At 58.6% G+C, this 14,136-nt stretch carries 13 protein-coding genes; 10 read left to right on the top strand and 3 right to left on the bottom strand.

What is annotated here, in order from left to right; genetic code table 11:
- Window positions 1-76: 76 nt before the first annotated feature.
- The 6 genes from DXA66_RS14130 to DXA66_RS08110 all read left to right on the top strand — a co-directional run bounded on the left by DXA66_RS14130 (window position 77) and on the right by DXA66_RS08110 (window position 6,934).
- Window positions 77-313, top strand: a complete 237-nt coding sequence (locus tag DXA66_RS14130) for a hypothetical protein (protein WP_158576354.1) — start codon at window positions 77-79, stop codon at window positions 311-313.
- A 58-nt stretch (window positions 314-371) separates the two neighbouring features.
- Window positions 372-677 (top strand): hypothetical protein, encoded by a 306-nt coding sequence (locus tag DXA66_RS08130; protein WP_242959366.1) that lies wholly within the window; start codon window positions 372-374, stop codon window positions 675-677.
- Entirely contained in the window at window positions 667-1,404 is a 738-nt protein-coding gene (locus DXA66_RS08125) for a response regulator (protein ID WP_097778216.1), read from the top strand. Before DXA66_RS08130 ends, DXA66_RS08125 begins: the two co-directional genes overlap by 11 nt.
- 26 nt (window positions 1,405-1,430) lie before the next feature.
- A complete protein-coding gene (locus tag DXA66_RS08120; RefSeq protein ID WP_118528100.1) occupies window positions 1,431-2,276 on the top strand; it encodes a HAMP domain-containing sensor histidine kinase in 846 nt (281 codons plus the stop codon).
- Between the two features lie 351 nt (window positions 2,277-2,627).
- On the top strand, window positions 2,628-5,567 hold the full coding sequence (locus DXA66_RS08115) for an acyl-CoA dehydratase activase (protein ID WP_118528098.1): 2,940 nt from the start codon (window positions 2,628-2,630) through the stop codon (window positions 5,565-5,567).
- A gap of 50 nt (window positions 5,568-5,617) precedes the next feature.
- Window positions 5,618-6,934, top strand: coding sequence for a 2-hydroxyacyl-CoA dehydratase (locus DXA66_RS08110; protein WP_118528096.1), 1,317 nt, complete (start codon window positions 5,618-5,620; stop codon window positions 6,932-6,934).
- A 99-nt stretch (window positions 6,935-7,033) separates the two neighbouring features.
- Here the strand turns inward: DXA66_RS08110 and DXA66_RS08105 are convergent, their stop codons facing one another.
- Together DXA66_RS08105 and DXA66_RS08100 are read right to left on the bottom strand one after the other, a co-directional pair.
- Window positions 7,034-8,266: a 6-phosphofructokinase gene (locus tag DXA66_RS08105; RefSeq protein WP_044953421.1), complete on the bottom strand. Its 1,233-nt coding sequence runs from the start codon at window positions 8,264-8,266 to the stop codon at window positions 7,034-7,036.
- 83 nt (window positions 8,267-8,349) lie between these two features.
- Entirely contained in the window at window positions 8,350-9,573 is a 1,224-nt protein-coding gene (locus DXA66_RS08100) for a 6-phosphofructokinase (RefSeq protein WP_005939849.1), read from the bottom strand.
- A gap of 345 nt (window positions 9,574-9,918) precedes the next feature.
- Between DXA66_RS08100 and DXA66_RS08095 the strand changes: the two genes are divergently transcribed.
- On the top strand, window positions 9,919-10,926 hold the full coding sequence (locus DXA66_RS08095) for a GDSL-type esterase/lipase family protein (protein WP_118528329.1): 1,008 nt from the start codon (window positions 9,919-9,921) through the stop codon (window positions 10,924-10,926).
- 198 nt (window positions 10,927-11,124) lie between these two features.
- Here DXA66_RS08095 and DXA66_RS08090 read toward each other — a convergent pair whose 3' ends face one another.
- Window positions 11,125-11,598 (bottom strand): methylated-DNA--[protein]-cysteine S-methyltransferase, encoded by a 474-nt coding sequence (locus DXA66_RS08090; protein ID WP_118528094.1) that lies wholly within the window; start codon window positions 11,596-11,598, stop codon window positions 11,125-11,127.
- An 87-nt stretch (window positions 11,599-11,685) separates the two neighbouring features.
- Between DXA66_RS08090 and DXA66_RS08085 the strand changes: the two genes are divergently transcribed.
- From DXA66_RS08085 to DXA66_RS08075, 3 genes are all read left to right on the top strand, one after another.
- Window positions 11,686-12,411 carry an NAD-dependent protein deacylase gene (locus DXA66_RS08085; RefSeq protein WP_097774769.1) on the top strand — a complete coding sequence of 242 codons (726 nt, stop codon included), beginning with the start codon at window positions 11,686-11,688 and terminating at the stop codon, window positions 12,409-12,411.
- A gap of 87 nt (window positions 12,412-12,498) precedes the next feature.
- A complete protein-coding gene (locus DXA66_RS08080; RefSeq protein WP_118528092.1) occupies window positions 12,499-13,137 on the top strand; it encodes a hypothetical protein in 639 nt (212 codons plus the stop codon).
- A 21-nt stretch (window positions 13,138-13,158) separates the two neighbouring features.
- Window positions 13,159-14,121 (top strand): D-2-hydroxyacid dehydrogenase, encoded by a 963-nt coding sequence (locus DXA66_RS08075; protein ID WP_118528090.1) that lies wholly within the window; start codon window positions 13,159-13,161, stop codon window positions 14,119-14,121.
- The last annotated feature ends 15 nt before the right edge of the window (window positions 14,122-14,136 follow it).

Here is a 14,136-nt window from a genome sequence, read left to right as displayed (position 1 = left end):
TTGACCGGACCGGTATTTTTGGCTTTTGAGGCAGAAAAACAGGAAAATAAAGGAAAAATTGACGTGGAGGTTGAATTTGCGTCGCCGTCGTGCTATTTTAATAGCGGAAGATCCTGATAAAACGGAAAAACATCACGAAAGCAGAATTACACTGCCAATACGACGCAAAAAATCTGCGATCAAACGCAAGCACAAAATAAAATGTGCCGCGGAACAGAAAAACACGACAAAAAATGCAACGAATGTGATTTTGATGTTTTTAGACGCTTTTTCAGGATTGAACCAGCCCTCCTTGCTCTTTAAAATAAGATAAGAAAAACAAGGAATGCCTTAAAAATGTCGCAGGACCTTGTAGCAAGGGAGGAAAAATTATGGAACGTACATTTTCACCTATGATCCGTCAGTTTTCGGCAATCGACGGGTTGCAGAAAGCATATACGCTGGTATACTCAATGGATACAGGCAACGAAGACGGCTGCTGCCTGACGCTTTGCCGTACCGGGAACCGGCAGTACATGCAAAGCTGCTACATTGCAGCTGCACCAGAGTTCTGCTACCGGATCCTGCGCTATCTGTGTGAGAATGGTGTCCAGCCGGAGATCTGGCAGGATGTGGTAGAAGAACTGACCGATACAGAACAGCTCAGGCAGAAAGGCGGCGCGTTGCGTGGAGAGTGAGCACACAGCAAAAACGCTGCAGATCGCCCTTGGAAGCTACGACCGCAAGGAACTGCGGGTGGAAAAGAACTACCTGCAGGAGCAAAGCCCTGCGTTGGAGTGCACCTGCTTCCAGAACGGCGGCCGTCTGCTGGAACAGCTGCGTCAGGGCCGTCAGTTTGATGTTGTGATCCTCTGCAGCCAGCTGGAAGATATGAGCGGGCTGGAGTTTTTAATGAATATCCGCAGCATGGATCCCAAACCGAATGTTGTTCTGTTTGATGAGGGCAGGCGGCAGAATACGAGTGCCATCTGTCTGGAATCGGGCGATGGGTTCTGCTATGTGGGCCATGCCGAACTGAAGAACCTGCTGTGGGAGCTGTACCGCCTGCCGGGACGGCAGAGCCAGCGCATAGAACGCAAGTGTCAGGAACTGTACGAGGGATGGGGCATCCAGCTGCCGGACGTGAACTGCAACTATCTTTCCTGTGCGGTGGGCGTGGTGTACGGCACCAGCCAGAAGCTGGCCATCCGCAAGGAGATCCTGCAGGCGGTGAGCGAGCAGTACGATGTGTCGGTCTCTGCTGTGGACAGCGGCATCCGGCGTATGATCGACCAGCTGGAAGCAAAGCCCTCGGTCAAGTGGCTGCGCTTCAAGGAAGAAAGCGGATTTGCGGACGAGAAACCTACCACTGGTAAACTGATCTACACAGTCAAGAATTATCTTCAGCGTCAGAAGGACGACTGAGCATAAAACACAGGAGGCGCAAGGGTATGGAGCAGATGCGGCAGAACGAGGCGGGTGCACTGACCGCGCAGGCGGTCCCGCAGAAGAATGTGGAACAGGCATGCTTCCATGCACTGGGTCTGATCGGACGCAATTGCGAATATCTGGACCAGCACCTTGCGCATGTGGGTGCCGACCAGCAGACCCGACAGGCGGTGAACGATATCAGCGCTGCGGCGGCAAGGCTGGACCGCACTGTGAACGAAGTGATGTCGCTGCTGGATTTTCTGCGCACCGAGGAAGACCCGCGGCTCTATCCGCTGGACCTGTGCCAGCTGCTGCAGCAGGTCGCCGCACAGGCCGATATGGTGCAGGCGCAGCTTGGGGTGGAACTGACGCTGGACTATGGCGGCTGGACAGCCTGCCGGATCATGGCGGACCGCAGTGATGCAGAACTGCTGTGCCTGCATCTGCTTTCGAATGCCTTGCGAGCCTGCAGTGCGGGCGGCAAAGTGCGGCTGATGCTGCGCCGCAGCGAAAGCTTCTGGCAGCTGACGGTGATGGATAATGGCTGCGGCCTGCCGGAAGCAGGCGAGGATACATGGCTGGAGAACCGGCGCTGCTTTCTGGGCGGCGCAAAGCTGGGCCTGCTGCTCTGCCGCGAGTGCTGCCGCCGTATGGGCTGGGGCCTGCGGGTGGAGCGCGCACCGGAAAAGGGCACACAGGCAGTGGTGACCATTCCGCTGTGCGCCGACCGCATGGCGGAGCCGACGGTAGAGCTGCATACGGGCGGCGATACGGCACAGGCACAGCAGCATCAGTACCAGCTGCGCAATATGCTGGTGCGGGAGCTGCGTACCATGCCGGAGCGCGGCGACCCGGACGAGCTGTGATGCATGCTGCATGATTGCATTATAATAATGAAAAAGGACTGCTGCAGGGGAGATGCTCCTGTGCGGCAGTCCTTTTTTGTTGGCAAAGGTTAAAAAACTTTGCCGAGACACCGGTGCAGCCGCATAAAAAGCGACAAGTTCACAAAATGTTTAACTTTTTGAGCGGAAAATACTATTTTTTCTGTGTAAAATAAAGGACGCTGATTGATTGTGCCGCAAAATTGGATTATAATACATTTGTATGCGAATTGACAAAATGATTCGTTAACAAACTAATTTTTGGCAAAGAAATTGATTTTGCCGTCCACCGGGGGCTTTGCCTCCGGCATTTGTCCTTAGGAGGAAAACAACGTGAGAGTAGGTCTTGACATCGGCAGTACCACCATCAAGTGTGTGGTGCTGGATGAACATGATACGCTGCTGTATTCTACATACGAACGGCATTACAGCCATATTCTGGAAAAGGCACAGGAGCTGCTGCGCCGCATCGATGCCGAGCAGTTGCACGGTCAGAAGGCGCTGCTGAGTATTTCCGGTTCGGCGGGCATGGGTCTGGCCGACAGCTGCGGCGTGCCCTTTGTGCAGGAGGTGTTCTCCACCCGCGTGGCGGTCAAGCGCTTTGTGCCTGCCACCGACTGCGTGATCGAGCTGGGCGGTGAGGATGCCAAGATCCTGTTTCTGACCAACGGTACCGAGGTGCGCATGAACGGCAGCTGTGCCGGCGGCACCGGTGCCTTCATCGACCAGATGGCCACCCTGCTGAAAATGGGTGCCGACGAGATGAACAAGGCAGCAGAGAATGCACAGCGCACCTACACCATTGCGTCCCGCTGCGGCGTGTTTGCCAAGAGCGACGTGCAGCCCCTGATCAATCAGGGTGCCCGCACTGAGGACATTGCTGCCAGCATTTATAAGGCTGTGGTCAACCAGACCATTGCAGGCCTTGCACAGGGCCGTCCCATCAAGGGCAATATCCTGTATCTGGGCGGCCCGCTCACCTTCAGCAGCGTGCTGCGCAAGAGCTTTGACGAAGCGCTGAACGTGACCGGCACCTGCCCGGAGAACAGCCTGCTGTATGTGGCACTGGGCGCTGCCCTCTATGCCGACAAGGCTTTTGTTCTGTCCGAGGTGGCCGATGCGCTGGATCAGTATGCTGCCACTGCCACCTACGCCAGCGAGCCGCCGCTGTTCGCCAGCAAGGAGGAATACGAGGCCTTCCACGCCCGCCACATGTCCCACAGTGTGCCGCGTGTGCCGTTCAGCGCGCAGTGCGGCCCGGTGCATATCGGCATCGACTCCGGCTCCACCACCGTCAAGCTGGTGGTGGTGGACGAGAAGAGCCAGATCCTTTACACCAACTATCAACCGAACCTTGGCAACCCGCTGCCCCTCATCCGGGAACAGCTGCTGAAAATTTACAAGGAGCACCCGGGCCTGCAGGTGGCCAGCGTGACCACCACCGGCTACGGCGAAGAGCTGGTGAAGAACGCATTCCGCTGCGATTACGGTCTGGTGGAAACGGTGGCTCACTTTACCGCTGCAAAATACTTTATGCCGGATGTGGATTTCATCATCGACATCGGCGGTCAGGATATGAAGTGCTTCAAGATCGAAGATGGTGCCATCAGCAATATCTTCCTGAACGAAGCATGTTCCTCCGGCTGTGGCAGCTTTTTGCAGACCTTTGCACAGGCACTGGGCTATGACGTGAAGGAATTTGCAAGCCTTGGCCTGTTTGCAGACCGCCCGGTGGATCTGGGCAGCCGCTGCACCGTGTTCATGAACAGCTCGGTCAAGCAGGCCCAGAAGGACGGCGCAAGCATCGAGAACATCTCGGCTGGTCTGTCCATCAGCGTGGTCAAGAACGCACTGTACAAGGTCATCCGCGCATCCAGTCCGGAAGAGCTGGGCCGCAAGATCGTGGTGCAGGGCGGTACCTTTTATAATGAAGCCGTGCTCCGCGCCTTTGAAAAAGAGATGGGCGTGGAGGTCATCCGCCCGGACATTGCCGGCTTGATGGGCGCTTACGGTGCGGCTCTGTTCGGCCTGCGCCAGAGCAGCAAGGCCCACCGTACCGCCTCCGGCATGATGAGCCAGCAGGAGCTGGAAGCCTTTGAACAGAAGGTGGTCAGCGTGAAGTGCGGCGGCTGCGGCAACCACTGCCAGCTCACCGTCAACACCTTTGCGGATGGCCGCAAGTACATCTCCGGCAACCGCTGCGATAAGCCCGTGACCGGCAAGAGTGCCGACGACAGCCTGAACCTCTACGCCTACAAGCAGCAGCTTCTGGCCGAGTACAAGCCGGTGGCCGGCAAGCGCGGCTCCATCGGCATCCCGCTGTGTCTGGGCTTCTACGAGCTGCTGCCCTTCTGGTGGGCCTTCTGGACAAAGCTTGGCTTTGCCGTGCACACCAGCCCGGTGTCCAGCCGCGGCCTGTACCTCGCCGGTCAGGCTACTATCCCCAGCGATACCGCCTGCTTTCCGGCAAAGCTGAGCCACGGCCACATCAAGGCCCTGAGCCAGATGCAGCTGGACGCTATTTTCTATCCCTGCCTGACCTACAATGTGGACGAGGGACTGGGCGACAACCACTATAACTGCCCGGTGGTGGCCTACTACCCCGAGGTTCTGGCAGGCAACTGCCCGGAACTGGAGGGCACCAAGTTCATCTATGACTATGTGGGCATCCACCGCCCGAAGGACTTTGTGCACAAGATGGCAAAGAACATCCTGCCCAAGTACTTTGGCGGTATCTCCGAGAAGGAAGTGCAGGCCGCAGCGGATGCCGCCTATGCGGAATACGAGTCCCACATGGCAAAGATCCGCGTGAAGGGCAGCGAGATCATCGATGAAGCCCGCCGTCAGGGCAAGCGCATCATCGTGCTGGCAGGCCGCCCCTACCATGTGGACCCCGAGGTGAACCACGGCATCGACCGCCTCATCACCCGCCACGGTGCTGCCGTTGTTACCGAGGACAGCATCTCCAATCGAGTGCAGAAGTTCCCCACCAGTGTGCTGAACCAGTGGACCTACCACAGCCGCCTGTATGCCGCCGCCAAGTACTGCACCACCCAGAAGGATATGGATCTGGTGCAGCTGGTGTCCTTCGGCTGCGGCGTGGATGCCATCACCACCGACGAGACCCGCGAAATTCTGCAGGAGGGCAGCAAGCTCTACACCCAGCTCAAGATCGACGAGATCACCAATCTGGGTGCCGTGAACATCCGTCTGCGCAGTCTGTTCGCCGCTCTGGATGAGCGGGACGAGGTAGCCGCAGAAAAGGCAGAATAAAATAGAGATAGAGCAAAAAGCTTTTTAAGAAAGCAACATAGGAGGAACCTATGGAATACAATTATCCCAAATTTACTCCGGAGATGAAGAAGACCCACACCATCCTCATCCCCAACATGGCCATTACCCAGTTCCGCCTGCTGGAGTACGCCCTGCGTTACGACGGCTACAAGTGCGAAATTCTGGGCAACTGCGGCAGTGCCGTGGCACAGCTGGGCCTGAAATACGTCCACAATGACACCTGCTATCCGGCTCTGCTGGTCATCGGTCAGTTTCTGGATGCGCTGAACAGCGGTAAGTATGATCTGGAGCATACTGCGCTGCTCATCACCCAGACCGGCGGTGGCTGCCGTGCCTCCAACTACATTCACCTGCTGCGCAAGGCACTGGTCAAGGCGGGCTATCCGCAGATCCCGGTGGCCAGCCTGAACTTCTCGGGTCTGGAAAAGGACAGCGGCTTCCAGATGACCCTGCCGCTGGCTCGCCGTGCGCTGGCCTGCATCTTCTACGGCGATATGCTGTGCGCTCTGCGCAATCAGGTGGCACCTTACGAGAACGAGAAGGGGGCTGCCGATAAGATGGTAGACCTGTGGGTGGAACGCTTGGGCCGCGTGCTGCTGGCAGGCAAGGGCTACACCTCCAAGGAGATGAAGCACACCTTCCCCCTCATCGCAAAGGACTTTGCTGCCATCCCCGTTACCCGGGTGCCCAAGGTCAAGGTGGGCGTGGTTGGCGAAATTTACGTCAAGTACAGCCCGCTGGGCAACAACGACCTGCAGAAGTTCCTCGAAAGTCAGGACTGCGAGGTGAACTTCCCGGGCCTGATGGGCTTTGTGCAGTACTGCGCCTTCAACATGGGCGAGGATCATGTACTGTACGGCGGCAAGCTGGCTGTGAAGATCGGCATTGACCAGTTCCTGAACTGGCTGGACAGCATCGAGCGCGCCATGCTCAAGGCTGAGGCCGACGCAGGCTTCTACGCCCCCGGCCCCTTCAAGGAGCTGGTGGAAAAGCCCAAGGGCATCATTTCGCTGGGTGCCAAGATGGGCGAGGGCTGGCTGCTGACTGCCGAGATGATCGAGCTGGTGCAGGGCGGCTACGGCAACATCGTGTGTGCCCAGCCCTTCGGCTGCCTGCCCAACCACATCGTGGGCAAGGGTATGGTGAACAAGATCCGCGCCCTGTACCCCAGTGCCAACATCACCCCCATCGATTACGACCCCAGCGCCACCAAGGTCAATCAGGAGAACCGCATCAAGCTGATGCTGGCAGTGGCCAAGGAGCGCCTGAATGCCCCGGTGGAGGCAAAGCCCCTGACGGCAGAGGAAATCGCAGGCGGCGCACCCAAAGTCGGCGCAGCGGTCTGATGTTCTAAGGCGGAGAATACCGAAATGCAAAAAGCCCGTCCGGGCCTAAAACTCGGACGGGCTTTCATCATGCCTTGAGAAAAATCAATGCAGGAGAGATCACTTCTGATTCTTCATGTAGATGTGGTGGGGCAGACCGGCAATGTACAGCGGGGTCAGCTCGGCCTGGATCAGCGGGCGGGCATAAGCAAGGAACTCATCGGTCATCTGGGTGTGGTTGGCGTTCATCCAGCTCAGCGGCACCTTCTTTTCAAGGTTTGCCACCTCGCTGATGGGATGCAGCTCGGTGGTGCACTGGTACGGGCTGTTGGAGATGCGCTTCAGGGCCACCATCTGGCCGGTAACGCCCTCAAAGGCCGCCTTGGCGGCAGCACCGCCCACCTGATAGGCTTCGGTGATGTCGGTGCGGCTGGTCAGATGGCCTGCGCAGCGCTGCAGGGTGGAAAGCTCGATGCAGCGGGTCTTTGTGTCCAGATTGCGGGCCACCACGTTGGCCAGATATCGGGCGGTGCCGGTCAGGGCCTTATGGCCGAAAGCGTCCACTGCGTGCACATCGTCGGCCAGCTCACAGACGTAACGGCCATCTTCCAGCTTTACGCCCTCGGAAACGGCAATCACGATGCTGGGCTTCTTCTCCTGCATCACGCGCACCTTTTCAATGAAGTGTTCCACATTAAAGGGCACTTCGGGCAGGCAGATCATGTCCACACCCTCGCAGTCGTCACTCTTTGCCAGAGCGGCGGCAGCGGTCAGCCAGCCGGCGTTGCGGCCCATGATCTCCACCACGGTGACGTACTTGGTGCCGTACACGGTGGCATCGCGGATGATCTCCTTCATCACCACGCCGATGTACTTGGCAGCAGAGCCGTAGCCGGGGGTGTGGTCGGTGACCATCAGGTCGTTGTCGATGGTCTTGGGCACGCCCATAAAGCGGATGTCGCTCTGGATGCGCTCGCCGTACTCGGCCAACTTGCCGATGGTATCCATGGAGTCGTTGCCGCCGATGTAGAAGAAGTAGCCGATGTTCAGCTTTTCCAGAATGGCAAACAGCTTTTTGTAGACGGTCTCGTCCTCATGCCAGTCGGGCAGCTTGTAGCGGCAGCTGCCCAGAAAGCTGGACGGGGTGCGCTTGAGCAGTTCGATGTCCAGATCGTCCGTCAGCACGGTGGAAAGATCCACCACCCGCTCCTCCAGCAGACCGGCAACGCCATTGCACATACCGTAAACGATCTCTGCGCCGCGACTCTTGCAGCTTTCAAATACGCCTGCAAGGCTTGCATTGATGACGGAAGTAGGACCGCCAGACTGACCAACGATTGCATTTTTACCCATGATGATTTCTCCTTTTTTGTTTTTCTGTTTCGGCAATATAATATTACGTGCAGGATGCACGAAAACAGACGCGGGAAAAGGGATTACAGGCGGATGTGGCGCGGGGTGCCGTTGACATAGACGGGCGTTACCTCGTCCAGGATCAGCGGACGGGCATACTCCTCAAAGGCAGCAGTCACCTGCATCCCGTCGGGGCTGATCCAGTCCAGCGGCACCTTCTTTTCAAGGTTTGCCACCTGCTGCACATCCACCGACTCGGTGATGCACTGGTAGGGATAAGCGGAAATGCGCTTGAGCGCGATCATGCGGCCGGTCTCGCCCGCAAAGGCGGCGGCTGCTGCGGCACCGCCCACAGCGTAGGCTTCGTTCACATCCGTGCGGCTGGCCAGATGGCTGGCGCAGCGCTGCAGGGTGGAAAACTCGATGGCACGGCTCTTGCAGTTCAGCTTGTCGTGGATGAGGTCGGAGAGATAACGGCTGGTGCCGCTGAGCACGGCCTTGTGGCCAAAGGCATCCAGCTGGCCTGCGGTGGACACCAGATCGCACAGATAGGTGCCGTCGGCGGTCTTTACGCCCTCGCTGGCCGCAATGATCACATTGGACTTGCGGCGCTGCAGTTCGTCCACCTTGGCAAGGAACTTGTCCTGATCGAAGGGCACCTCCGGCAGCAGGATCAGATCCGGGCCTTCGCAGTCGTCGCCGCCCGCAAGGCAGGCCGCACCGGCAAGCCAGCCCGCATGTCGGCCCATGATCTCAGCCACGGTCACGCTGCGGATGTCATACACGGAGGAATCCCGGATGACTTCCTTTAAAATAGTGGCAATGTACTTGGCGGCAGAGCCGTAGCCGGGGGTGTGGTCGGTCAGGCACAGGTCGTTGTCGATGGTTTTGGGCACACCGATGAACCGCACGCTGCTGCCCACGCGCTCACCGTAGCGGGAAAGCTTTGCGATGGTGTCCATGGAGTCGTTACCGCCAATGTAGAACACCGCGCAGATGTCGTACTTGTCAAACAGGGTGAACAGTTTGATGAAGGGTGTGGAGTCCACATCCGGGTCCGGCAGCTTGTAACGGCAGCTGCCAAGGTAGCTGGAAGGCGTGCGCTTGAGCAGTTCAATGCTCATGCGGTCGTCCAGCAGGACGTTCAGCTCCAGCATTTCTTCCTTGAGCAGACCTTCGATGCCGTATTTCATGCCGTACACCTTGTCTGCACCCAGGCTGCAGGCGGCTTTGTACACGCCTGCCAGACTGGAGTTGATCACGGCGGTAGGGCCGCCGCTCTGACCAATGATCACATTCTTGGCCATGAGTACCTCCTTTTGCAAATTTCATTCTTATCATTTGTACATCGCTGCAGGTTCCGGCTTCCGCGCCGCCAGAGTGGGGTTTGGTCTAAAGGCCCTGCACTGCCCGCAGACCGTGCGGCAAACAAACCGGATGCTGCAAGTGATACAAAAAAGTTTGCGGCATGTGCACACCCTTTTTGTAAAATGTGCAAAATTACCACATCCTTATTGTACCTGTTTTGCCTGTTGTATGCAAGACCTAATTGGTTGCACAGGCAAAAAAATTATGATAAAATAAAAAACGCACAGCCCCGGGCGGGTAACACCCCCTTCTGTGCGGGAAAAATGGAGAAAGCTGGAAAAACCATGGGCATTTCACACGAGTATCATTCTGCACCGCGCCGGGCACGGCGCGGTACAGTCAGCGGCAAGCTGCGCTTTCTGGGCGCAGTGGTCGCCATTTTGCTGGTATCCTACGCCATCACGGCCATTCTGGAAAAGGGCGCAGAGGGCGCGGACGATACCCCGTCTACCAACGCCAGCGGCATTGCCGAGAACATTCTGGCACCGCTGCCCATGCAGGGCGAAGCGGACAGCAGCAGTGCTGCACAGGATGGCAGCACCGGTGGGCAGGCCGTCATACTGGAGAACTTTGGCCCTGCAAAGCAGAGCGCTGGGGCCTACACCGTCAAAGCCTATGATGCCAGCGTCATCCGCCAGCCCAGCTGCGGGCAGGTGGACCTGAGCTACTTTGCGGACGCAGCCTTTCTGGGCGACAGTCTGACGGTGGGCTTCTCGGATTACCAGATCAATCTGGGCGGGGCACTCATCTGCGGCTATACCGGCGTTGGCCCGGATGCCATTGTGAACCGCAGCGCAGTCAAAAGCCCCACCCGCGGGCAGGAGGTAGCGCTGGATGTGCTGGCCGCTGCCCGGCCCAAGAAGCTGTATATCCTGCTGGGCACTAACACCCTCACCACGCTGGGCGCTTCGGACCGCTTCCTTGCCTACTATGGCCAGATGCTGGATATGCTGCGCGAGGCTTTGGGCGAGGACTGCGTGATCTACGTGCAGTCTATCCCGCCGGTGCGACCCTCGGCAGCTGCCGAAAAGCCTGGCCTTGCATCGGATGTGCTGCGCGGTGTGAACGAGCAGCTGGCTCAGCTGGCCGCCAGCAAGGGATGCGTTTACCTTGACCTGTGGGAGACCCTTGCCGACGGCGAGGGCAACCTGAAGGAGATGCTTGCAGCGCCGGATGGCGTGCATCTCTCTGCCGGCAACGGCTACGGCGCGTGGGTCACCTACCTGCGCAACCACGCCAAGTACAGCGCGGATAATTCCTGGACGATGGGCAGCATTTACAGTGCACAGTAAAACGGAGTGAAAAATAAAGAGCCGCTGCACAAAATGGATGTGCAATGGCTCTTTTGTGTATGATGCAGTTTCCCACAGCGACCCTACGGTGAAAAAGTGTTTCAGAAAAGCCCGCAGGCTTTTCTGAAACACAAATATAAAATAAATTTTCCGCTGAAAATGCCCAGAGCGAACGCGGAGGGCATTCCGATCATAAAATTACTCCTGCTGTTCCAACTCCAGCAAATATTGCTTCATCTCCACGCCATAGGCGTAGCCGGTGAGCTTGCCGGTGCTGCCCACCACCCGGTGGCAGGGCTGAAGGATGGCGATGGGGTTGCAGTGGCAGGCACCGCCCACAGCACGGCTGGCCTTGGGCTTGCCAACAGCGGCGGCCAGCTGGCCGTAGGTGCGGGTCTCACCGTAGGGGATCTTGTTCATCTCGGCCCAGACGGCTTTCTGGAAAGCTGTGCCCTTTGGAGCGAGGGGCAGATCGAACTCCCTGCGCGCCCCGGCAAAATATTCGTTCAGCTGCTCCTCGGCTTCCTGTAAAAGCGGTGTTTCGCACACCTTGCGGGGCAGCGGTTCCAGTTCCGGCACCCCGTCCGGGCAGAGGGTCAGCCCGCAGATGGCATCGTTTTCCTCTTCCAGCCGGAAGGTTCCCAGAATGCTGTTCACATACCAGACGTTCAAAAGTTGCGCTTCCTTTCCTGTGAGTTTGTGTTATACTGAAGCTATCTTAACACAAATGTACATCCGGCGAAAGGGGCGTTTTTTGTTATGGTACAGGCATTGGAAGAGATCATTGCCAAAAGCAGCAGCATCGTGTTCTTTGGCGGGGCGGGCGTTTCCACCGAGAGCGGCATCCCGGACTTCCGCAGTGTGGACGGACTTTATCATCAGAAGTACGCCTATCCGCCGGAAACGATCCTGAGCCATACCTTCTGGGAGGAGAACCCGGAGGAGTTTTACCGTTTTTACCGAGATAAGCTCATCGTGAAGGGGGCAAAGCCCAACGCGGCTCACCTGCGGCTGGCAAAGCTGGAACGGGAGGGCAGGCTGAAAGCGGTCGTCACCCAGAACATCGACGGCCTGCATCAGGCGGCGGGCAGCCGCACGGTGTACGAGCTGCACGGCAGCACCCTGCGCAACTACTGCACCCGCTGCGGTAAGTTCTACGATGTGGATTTCATTGCCAACAGCACCGGTGTGCCCCGCTGCACCGAGTGCGGCGGCATCGTCAAGCCGGATGTGGTGCTGTATGAAGAAGGGCTGGACGAGGAGGTGCTGTCCGGCGCGGTGAACGCCATCCGCCATGCGGATACCCTGATCATCGGCGGCACAAGCCTTGTGGTGTACCCGGCGGCAGGACTGATCCGGTACTTCCGGGGCGACCATCTGGTGGTCATCAATATGCAGCCCACCGGGGCAGATGCGGAAGCCGACCTGTGCATTGCAAAGCCCATTGGTCAGGTGCTGAGCGAGGATGTAACGCTGGATCTGTAAAACAAAAAGAGCGGCCCTGTTTCGCGCCGATTCTCGCCCCCGGTCCGGTATGCTGGGTGCATACTGAAAAAGAATGGGGGAAACCAAATGATCCAGGTTTGTGACCCGCCGCGCACGCGGCAGGTAAGGCGGCTTTCGGCGGAGGAATTCTGCCGACTGGCGCAGAGCGAAGTGAGCAGTGTGTACCGTCCGCGCAGCGAGGTGCTGCGGATGCTGACGGTAGGCGAGGTGTGGGGCGTGTACAGTACACGCGGTGTGCCGGGAGCTGGGTGCATCCTGCTGCCCATGGATGCCGATGTGGCAGCGGCGGCTGCGCTGCGCCGCTTTTTGGGCTGGAACCGCACGTCAGGCGGATATTTTTTGACGCCGGCAGCCGGGCCGGACGGCCATGCTGCCGAGACCCTTGCACCGCTGCTGGCTGCGGCTGCTGCCCGGCAGGAGTTCCTTGCCCGGCAGCGGGCACAGTGGGCCGTGGTGGAATGTGCGGCAGAAGAACTGATCCCGCTGTATCTGCGTCAGGGGTTTGCTTTGCGGGCTATCCGCCCGCTGGACAGTCTGGCACCGTGTTTTCTGCTGCAGGCCGGGTGCCTTGCGCAGAATGTGCCGCCGGTATGGCTCCCGCTGGCCGACCGGGTGCACATTGCCATCCTGCTGGCTCGAGGCTATGCCGCGCTGGAAAGCCGCGAAAGCCCGCAGGGCACGGTGCTGGCACTGTATCCCGTATGATGTGAAAGTGAGGAAGTTGAAATGAAAGCAGTGGTTCTGGAAGATTATGCCATACAGCAGGGAGATCTGGACTGGTCGGGTGTGAAGGCGCTTGTGCCGGACATCACCCGCTATGGGCGCACCGCGCAGGAAGAGGTGGTGCCGCGCATCGGGGATGCGGAGATCGTGTTCCTGAATAAGTGCCGCATCGACGAAGCCGTTCTGGCCCAGTGCCCGAAGCTCAGGTGGGTGGGCATCATTGCCACCGGCACGGATAACCTTGATCTGAAGGCCTGCCGCCGCCATGGCGTGCCGGTAGCCAACGTGCCGGGCTATTCTACTTACAGTGTGGCACAGATGACCTTCAGCCTGCTGCTGGCCATCTGCCAGTGCGCCGACCGTTACCATCGCCTTGTGCAGGACGGCCAATGGCGCACCGAGGAGCCTGCGGCCTACGGTCTGCTGCCGCAGGTGGAACTGCTGGGCAAGACCTTTGGCATCTATGGCTACGGCAGCATTGGCCGGCAGACCGCCCGCATTGCCAAGGCCTTTGGCATGGAGGTGTTGGTGTGCACCCGCACCGTTCGGCCGGAGTACAAAGCCGACGGTGTGGAGTTCGTGGATCTTGACACCCTGCTTGCCCGCAGCGATGTGCTCAGCCTGCACTGCCCGGCAACACCTGCAACACGGGGGCTGATCAACGCGGCCACCCTTGACAAGGCAAAGCCCGGCATGATCTTGCTGAATACTGCGCGCGGTGCACTGGTGGACGAGCAGGCCGTGGCCGATGCGCTGAAAAACGGGAAGCTTGGCTTTTACGGTGCCGATGCCTTTGGCACTGAACCGCTGCCGCAGGCAAGCCCTTTGCGCGGCCTGCCGAATGCCCTGCTGACACCGCACATCGCGTGGGCCACCAACGAAGCCCTGCAGCGGCTGATGGATATTACTGCAAACAACCTGCGCACATGGCTGGATGGCGCGGGAGAGAATATTGTGAACGCATAAAAAAACGGGAACGCC

Source organism: Faecalibacterium sp. OF03-6AC (assembly GCF_003478175.1).
Lineage (GTDB): Bacteria > Bacillota > Clostridia > Oscillospirales > Ruminococcaceae > Faecalibacterium > Faecalibacterium taiwanense.
Note: the sequence above shows the minus strand (reverse complement) of the source record. Positions and strands in the feature narration are given on the sequence as shown.